Origin of the sequence: Streptococcus pseudopneumoniae (genome assembly GCF_001072665.1) — a bacterium.
Lineage (GTDB): Bacteria > Bacillota > Bacilli > Lactobacillales > Streptococcaceae > Streptococcus > Streptococcus pseudopneumoniae_S.
Genome location: NZ_JVJI01000098.1, coordinates 23965 through 32051, shown reverse-complemented (window position 1 = coordinate 32051; position 8087 = coordinate 23965). Strand labels below are relative to the sequence as shown.

Annotated in this window: 4 protein-coding genes; 1 reads left to right on the top strand and 3 read right to left on the bottom strand. The window is 43.1% G+C overall.

Annotated features, from left to right (window positions below):
* On the bottom strand, positions 1-4648 hold a 4648-nt coding region (locus tag ADH52_RS05310), incomplete at its 3' end, for an endo-beta-N-acetylglucosaminidase (protein ID WP_049510488.1).
* A 303-nt stretch (positions 4649-4951) separates the two neighbouring features.
* On the opposite strand from ADH52_RS05310, the gene ADH52_RS05305 reads away from it, so the two are divergent.
* Positions 4952-6583, top strand: coding sequence for a Na/Pi cotransporter family protein (locus tag ADH52_RS05305; protein WP_004260992.1), 1632 nt, complete (start codon positions 4952-4954; stop codon positions 6581-6583).
* Positions 6584-6680: 97 nt separating this feature from the next.
* On the opposite strand, the gene ADH52_RS05300 is transcribed toward ADH52_RS05305, so the two are convergent.
* A complete protein-coding gene (locus tag ADH52_RS05300) occupies positions 6681-6977 on the bottom strand; it encodes a bacteriocin immunity protein (protein WP_004260989.1) in 297 nt (98 codons plus the stop codon).
* Positions 6978-6996: 19 nt separating this feature from the next.
* On the bottom strand, positions 6997-8061 hold the full coding sequence (pepA, locus tag ADH52_RS05295; RefSeq protein ID WP_049510487.1) for a glutamyl aminopeptidase: 1065 nt from the start codon (positions 8059-8061) through the stop codon (positions 6997-6999).
* Positions 8062-8087: the final 26 nt, after the last annotated feature.

The following is an 8087-nucleotide window of genomic DNA, read 5'->3' as shown; positions in this document are numbered from 1 at the left end:
CTTCTGCTGGTTGATTGCTTGATAGAACTTTTGTACCTACTTCGGTAATCTCTGGAACAGCTTCCTTGAGAATTTCAGTTGAACGAAGGGTGCGTTTACCTTGGACATCTACTTCTACTAGACGACGAATTTGCCCTTCTTCTCCTTTTTGGACAAGTTGACGTTGACCTTTAAGAAGGTTCACATTTGGTCGCTCTTGACGTTCGAAGACCACTGTATCCTCTTCAATTTCTAGTTTCGGAATTTCTAAAACTAAGTCTTTTACTCCTTCTGCTGGTTGGTTACTTGACAGAACTTTTGTACCTACTTCGGTAATCTCTGGAACAGCTTCCTTGAGAATCTCTGTTGTACGAAGGATACGATTGCCTTGAGCATCTACTTCTACTAGACGACGAATCTGCCCTTCTTCTCCTTTTTGGACAAGTTGACGTTGACCTTTAAGAAGGTTCGCATTTGGTCGCTCTTGACGCTCATAGGCTGTTGTTTCAGTTTCAACAACTAATTCAGGGAGGACCTCAACTGTTGGGGCTACTTCACTTGGATCCATGCTACCAACATGATGACTTTCTTCTGCAGGAGCTAGTTTCTTATTCAGCTTTTCTTTCATGTCCGCAAAAGCTTGTGGAGTTGGCATCTCTGAAGCCAACAAAGTTTCTGCTTGTTCAATCAACTCAACTTTAGGATCTTTTTCACGGATAGATTCGAGCAAACCTTCCAATTCTTCTCTAGCTGTCTGATAACGTTGATTTCCATCCAAGTCTGTCCCTGCTTGTTTCAACTCATTCAAAGCCCGGTTGACTTCTTCTTGACTGGCATCATGGTTTTCTGCAACAGCTTTAGCTGTATTGAGTTTCTCTACTAGTACAGCTTGTTTGTCCTCACTTGAGAAGGTATAGGCAAGGGTTGACTGACGGCCTTGGGCAGCAGTGATTTCTTGTTTAAGGTATTCATCATTAACTGCAGCCTTTGGAGAAACCAAGACATCAAACTCAGCCGTGTGCCCCTTGTAATGCAGGGTCAAGGTCTGGCGTCCAGTCTTCTGAGCATCGTAGCCCTTGATTTCAACACCTTCATCAGTAAAGCTGTGAGTCTCTTCTGTCTCGTCATCATAGAGAACACCAAAGCGACCTTCAGAGAGATCCAGTTGATCTCCTACTAGATAGTCTATTTTTGGTTTCTTAGTAATATACAAGCCCGCTACTTCTTTTGGTTTTCCTTCATCCTGTCCTGTCACTTGGACTTTAAGATCACCTGACACTGGTAAACCAAGGTATTGCAGTGTTAGGTTTTGTTCCCCTTTTTGATGAGCGTCGTATCCAGATACCGTCACACCTGAGTGAGTAAGGTTAATCAGCTCGTCGGCTTGTCCCCCTTCGTATTGAACACGGAGTGTTCCGCCTCTGAGGTCCAGTTTTTCTCCTTCTTTATAAACTATCTTTTTAGGTCCTTTTTCAAGGCTAACTGCAGCAATTTTTCTCTCATCCTGTGGAATCGCTACTGCCAAGGTGTTACTGATTTCTTTGCCAGGTAGTTGGGTACGATAGTATAGGAGAGTTGGTTGCTTATCAAAGCCCAATGGAGTTGTTGCCAAGTCACCACCAGTTTCAGTCTTTAAGGTTGCAATTGGTGTTTGTGAATCAGCCTTGTCGTAAACGGTGATGGTTGCGCCTGCCAGAACATCAGAGAAGCCTAGTTGAACTTGGTGGTTTCCAAGTGAACGAGCAGCTACCTTAGCCATTGGAATATTTTGACTTTCTGTGTCCAAGGCTTCGTACATCTTCCAGTTGTAGATACGAATGGCCTTCCAAGGTGTTCCGTTATCAGATGTAATGACATGCAAACGCCAGTCTTGGGCAGTAATTGGTTTGTCAAGAGTGATATCCGTAACGTGCGCTTTATTACCACGGACTTCCTTAGCTAGTTTCCACTCGCCATCTGTATCCTTGTAATAAAGATCAAAATCCTTGGTGTTCATCAGACCATCGTTAACAGACTCACCACCAGCTCCCGCATGATCCATCACCCATCTGACAACACGACGTGGTTGAGTCAAACGAATATCGACACTACCGCTCAATTGTCCTGAAGACCACTTGTCTGAAAGACTGGTAATGGTACCGTTCAACATACCTTCAATACCTTCTCCACCTTCGGTATTCGGGAAAGTGCTACCGATAACCGTTGCCCCTGGAACAATATTTTCAGCCAAAGGTCTTGGGAGAGTCGTATCCTGAACAGTCATGCCCCAGTTAAAGGATGTCGTCGCAGCTTCTGAACGAAGGCCATTTTTACCAACTGCAACAACTTTCAATTCTTGCGTCGTACCAGTCGCATTAGCAGAGCGGCTAACTTTTGGCAAGTAGATGGTTGAAGCAGATGAACCTGTCAACAAACGCCAGTTATCCCCATCTTTTTCGTAGACTTCATAGAAATCGGCATCTTGATTACCCGCAAACTGGACCACTGCTTCAGCTTCTTGGGCATTTTTAAGAGATTGTTTCACCACAGAAAGTCCTGTAGGCGCTTGTGGTGCTTGGTGATTGTCTGAAATTGTTAATTGACCTAGGTTAAACTGATAATCTTTTACAGCTCCTTCATGCTCGAAGAAGAGTTTGACTGCATAGATGGTTTTACCTGCTAGTGAGCTGAGATCAAATTCTTCATTTGTCCAGTTGTCAGAAAGGGTTAGCTCTTTCCATGCATCTGCATCATCGAATTTGTAGTCTGGAGTTGTAGAGAAGGCCATATAAACTTTCGAGCCTTTTCCTCCCTTGTGGGCAACACGAAGTTTGGTTTTCTCAGTTACTTCTAACTTAGTAGAATACAAATTCACATCCTGGTCCGTCTTACCAGCTACATTACCTGAGAATTTAAGGGAATTTCCGCCATTGTAGGCATCTGTAAAATCATATTCTGCACGAAGTTTTTCCCCTGTTGAAGTCTGCCACCAGCGCCATGTTGGCAAGACACCTGAAACAGAACGGTAGTTCCACTCAGAATCCTTAGAAACCTTTCCGTCTACAAACCACTTTCTACCATGGCCTGTATTAAAGGAGGTAGTGAAGGTCCGGCCTACTGCTGGTGTGCGGTCTGCAACTAAATTAGCAATCCCATACCACTCTTTGTCCGCTGGTTTTTGAGCTGTCGGATCTCCTTGGTAACCTGTGAAGAAGATATCTTCGTTTTTATGGTAATCTTCACCTGTTTTTCCTAGACTGGTAATTGTATCTGGTGCAAAGAGTCCAAGTGACAAACGTAACTTGCCTTTTTCATCTAAGAGGGCATCCCATTTAACTTTTGTCTTATAAGAACCACCTTGTTGCAATTCCAATCCTGCAAAGACATCATATTGACTACGTTCCAGCCATTTTGCCATTTCTACAGAGTGGTCATTCTTTTCCTTATTCCAGTTGAAATTGGCAAAGAATTGATCCGCAGGGACCTTGTCACCTTCTTTTTGCATGAACTGGTAGTTGTAATCACCTAGACCATCTTCGTGGTAACGACCATATTTATAGGTCATGGCATCGTACCAAGCATACTTGATTGGATGGTTGACTTTTGCCGCATATTCTTTTGTATAGAGCATGAATTGACGCATTTTTTCACCAAGTGGCGTTACTAAGTCACCCGTTGTTTCTTGGTTGATAAAATACCCATCAAAGCCATAGTACTTAGCAAGGTCGACAAGTTTTCGTGCAATAGGGAAGGTTCCATCCTCATCTTGTTTCAAAGCAGCAACAAATTTCTCTTGATCTGCAATACTATTAGACCAGTTGAAGAAGAGTGTACCATATACAGGAACTCCGTTACGATGTCCTGCATCAATGACATCTGGAGTTGGAACGAGACCTTCCCAGAAGACCATTGAATCCAAGTATTGCCAGTAGTCAAAGGCGTAGGCCTTGAATTCTTCTCCACCAACAGAAGCGTGGTCTTTAGCCTTTGAGTTGGTATTTGCTAGCGCCTGAACCTTGGCTCTTCTACTTGCTTTTTCGTTCACCAACTGGCCTCTATGGCGCTTAGCAAGTTCAACAGAAGAACGATTGATGGGATCATCCTCACGCGCACCCGGTTCCCATTTCAACAAATCCTCCCAAGAATTAAATTTGATTTCCTTTGGTTTTAATGTTTTTTCTGTATTTTTAGGGACATCTGGCTGGACTTCTTTTTCAGTCTTATTAGCTTCTGCTGCTGGCTTAGACTCATCCCCTTGGCTAGTTCCTTCGGGCTTTGCTTCTGTTTCCTTGTCAGACTTAGGTTTTACTTCTGCAGATGGTGTTTCTGCAGCCACCTCACTTGCTTTTTCCTCTGGTTTAGCTGCGCTAGCTGCCTCTGCGGTTTCAGTAGTTGCAGCTTCATTGCTTGCTGGCGAAGCAGTTTCAGATGCTGTCGCTACTCCTTCTGCCTTTTCTGGCTTATTTTCTCTAGCATGTTCTCCTTCATGCTGCTTGTCAACTTCATTAGTTGGATGCTCACTCTCTCCTGAAACAAGCTCTGTATTGGCTCCGCTATTTTCAGGAACTGCAGTTTCTTCAGCCAAGGCTGGACCAGCAAATAAAACAGCACCAATCATCAGCGAGCAGGCTCCTACTGATAACTTACGAATACTGTAACGACAACATCTTTCAAAAAATGGATTCTTCATTTTCTCCTCCTAAAAGATTGATTTTGTTGTGCAAAAGAAAGCGCTTAACTTTCTTTATAAATTTTTTATCCCAATCACAGGGACCAAGATAATTCCTCCCTCATTTTAAAATATTTCTTTTAAATGTCAATATATAAAAGGAAATACCTATATCTAGGTTAGAAATTGGTAAAATTAATATAATCAAGGTCCATTCTAACGAATTTTCTTTCTAAAATCTTAGCTTAACACTTGTTAGATTTACTTTTATCCTTTAAAATAGAATAGGAGAAATTCCGTTATTATTTTTCGGAGGAAAAAGAAATGTCCATTAATTGGCAGGAAATTTTATTTCACTTTTTAGGTGGTCTGGGACTATTCTTATATAGTATCAAGACCATGGGAGACGGTTTGCAACAAGCTGCTGGAGATCGCCTTCGTTTTTACATTGACAAGTACACTAGCAATCCCTTTTTAGGTGTTCTAGTCGGGATTGTCGTGACTGCCCTGATTCAGTCAAGTACAGGGGTTACAGTTATCACGGTTGGACTGGTCAGCGCTAGTCTTCTCACTCTTAGACAGGCTATCGGAATTATCATGGGAGCCAACATCGGAACCACCGTTACTTCCTTTATCATCGGTTTCAAGCTTGGTGAGTATGCTTTACCCCTGATTTTCCTTGGAACCATGTTCCTCTTCTTTACCAAAAATAGAACAGCAAACAATATCGGGCGCATCCTGTTTGGTGTAGGGGGAATCTTCTACGCCCTCAACCTCATCAGTGCCGGTATGAGTCCTCTTAAAGATTTACCACAATTCAAGGAATACATGGTAACCTTGGGACAAAATCCTGTGTTGGGAGTTTTTGCCGGTGCAGTGATTACCGTCCTCATCCAAGCTTCTTCTGCGACAATCGGGATTTTGCAAGGTCTCTATGCAGGCGGATTCCTGGACCTTAAAGGTTCTCTACCGGTTCTCTTCGGGGATAATATCGGGACAACCCTAACAGTTATCATCGCGGCAGCTGGAGCCAATGTCTCTGCAAAACGCGTCGCTGCAACCCACGTTACCTTTAACGTTTTAGGGACTATTCTTTGCTTAATCTTATTAGGCCCATTTACATCTATGATTGAGTACTTCCAGGCACTCCTTCACCTCTCACCTGAGATGACCATTGCCTTCTCTCACGGTGCCTTTAACGTAAGTAACACCATTGTACAATTTCCATTCATCGGAGCCTTGGCCTACTTTGTAACCAAGCTCATCCCTGGTGAAGATGAAGTTGTCAAGTACGAGCCACTTTATCTTGATGAGCATTTGATTAAACAAGCTCCATCAATCGCTCTCGGAAATGCGAAAAAAGAACTCCTTCACTTAGGAAATTATGCTTCTAAAGCCTTTGACCTTTCATACAACTACATCATTGACCTTAATGAAAAGGTTGCTGAAAAAGGCCACAAGACAGAAGAAGCCATCAATACCATTGATGAAAAATTGACTCGTTACCTGATTACTCTTTCAAGTGAGGCCCTTAGCCAGAAAGAAAGTGAAGTGCTCACCAACATTCTGGATTCATCCCGTGATTTGGAACGGATTGGGGACCACGCAGAAGCCCTAATCAATCTGACCGACTATCTTCAACGTAAAAATGTTGAGTTCTCTGAAGCTGCTTTGCAAGAACTAGCTGATATCTATCAAAAAACCACTGGCTTTATCAAGGATGCCCTTGATAGTGTAGAAAACAATGATATTGAAAAAGCTCAAAGTCTGATTGAACGCCATAAAGAAATCAACAATATGGAACGTGTTCTCAGAAAGACCCACATCAAACGCCTCAACAAGGGCGAGTGTTCAACACAAGCTGGGGTCAACTTTATCGACATCATTTCCCACTATACTCGTGTATCTGACCACGCCATGAACCTTGCTGAAAAGGTCATCGCTGAACAAATCTAAGATCCAAGAAGCTATCCTAAATGGGATGGCTTTTTTCTTTTCCTAACCAAGAATTGCTTTTCTAATATATAGAAAAATGCTTTGATTCACAATGGAATCAAAGCATTTTAAAGAGCTCCCCATACATAAGCGCAGAAGCTGCAGTTCCCCTGTACTTGGCTTCTTCTCTTTTGATAAAGCGAGCCAAGTTGAGCAACTCAGGTGCCGGATGTTTGGGATTTAGGAGCAATTCACGATTGACCAGACCTGAGAGACGAACTGCCAGCAATTGCTCATTTGTAGTAGGCAGTTTTTTAGCAGTCTCTAGGAGAGCAGCAACTAAATCTTCACTCAAATCATGTCGAGCATGATTGTAAAGATCTTTTACAAGGCTTTCTAGGTTTGGTTCTACCATCCCTACCACCTCCTTAAGTTTAATAATTTTTAATCAAATCAACTGTTGAACGATCTAATTTCTTCACCAAGGCCTGCAAGAAAGCTTGCGCTTCTAGGAAGTCATCCATAGCGTAGAGGGTTTGGTGAGAGTGGATATAACGAGCGCAGACACCGATAGTTGTAGATGGGACACCGCCATTTTTCAGATGAGCTGCGCCAGCGTCTGTTCCACCTTTACCACAGTAGTATTGGTACTTGATACCAGCTTCTTCAGCCGTTGTCAAAAGGAAATCCTTCATACCTGGGAGAAGCAAGTGACCTGGGTCATAGAAACGAATCAAGGTTCCATCTCCAATCTTGCCTTGACCGCCATAAACATCACCAGCAGGTGAGCAGTCAACTGCTAGGAAAACTTCTGGGTCAAACTTAGTTGTGGAAGTATGAGCACCACGAAGACCAACCTCTTCTTGGACGTTAGAGCCCAGATAGAGTTCATTTCCGAGTTTTTGACCTGACAAAGCTTCTGCCAGCTCACTTACCATGAGAACCCCATAGCGATTGTCCCAAGCTTTTGAAATGATATTTTTTTCATTGAATGTCAAGATTGCAGAACTATCTGGTACGATGGTGTCGCCAGGACGGATGCCAAAACTTTCTGCCTCAGCCTTATCCATAAAACCACCATCAAAGACGATATCTGCAATAGCAGGCATGGTTGGTCCACCCTTACCACGAGTCAAATGTGGAGGGACAGAACCTGAAATCACAGGAATTTCACGACCGTCACGAGTCAAGAGTTTGAAACGTTGGCTGCTAACCACCATAGGGTTCCAGCCACCGATTTCTACAACACGAAAGGTACCGTCTGGCTTAATTTCGCTGACCATAAAACCAACTTCATCCATATGAGAAGCGACCAAGACGCGCGGTGCATCCGCAGCTTCTGAATGCTTGATACCAAAAATACCACCCAAGCCATCTGTCACCACTTCATCCACGTGCGGTGTCAACTTTTCACGAAGATAAGCACGGACAGGTGCTTCATGACCTGAGATCGCAGCAAGTTCTGTTACTTCTTTGATTTTTGAAAATAATGTTGTCATTTCAGTTCCTTCTTTCTTTCATCCAT